Here is a 232-nt window from a genome sequence, read left to right on the forward strand (position 1 = left end):
GAGTTACCTGAGTTTGAACAGGATGATCAGACGTTAAGATTTTATGTGCTGCAAGATTATTCGCGCTCCAACAGTATTTTGATTGACCTGCAAACGCAAGAACATAAATTACCGCCAGCATTGGTTGGGGTAAATGACAGTGCTCATAATATCAAAGAAAATGCTGCCATTATATTTTTACATCACCCCCATGCTAAAGAAAACCAACTATCACCTCGCCTATCACGTCTGG

General features: G+C 40.5%; 1 protein-coding gene. It reads left to right on the plus strand.

Annotated features, from left to right (window positions below; genetic code table 11):
* A partial coding sequence (locus AAEY75_RS17275) for a hypothetical protein (protein WP_352260416.1) occupies window positions 1-232 on the plus strand: 232 nt, incomplete at both ends.

Origin of the sequence: Psychrobacter sp. TB55-MNA-CIBAN-0194, assembly GCF_040309505.1 — a bacterium.
In the GTDB taxonomy this organism is placed as follows: domain Bacteria; phylum Pseudomonadota; class Gammaproteobacteria; order Pseudomonadales; family Moraxellaceae; genus Psychrobacter; species Psychrobacter fozii.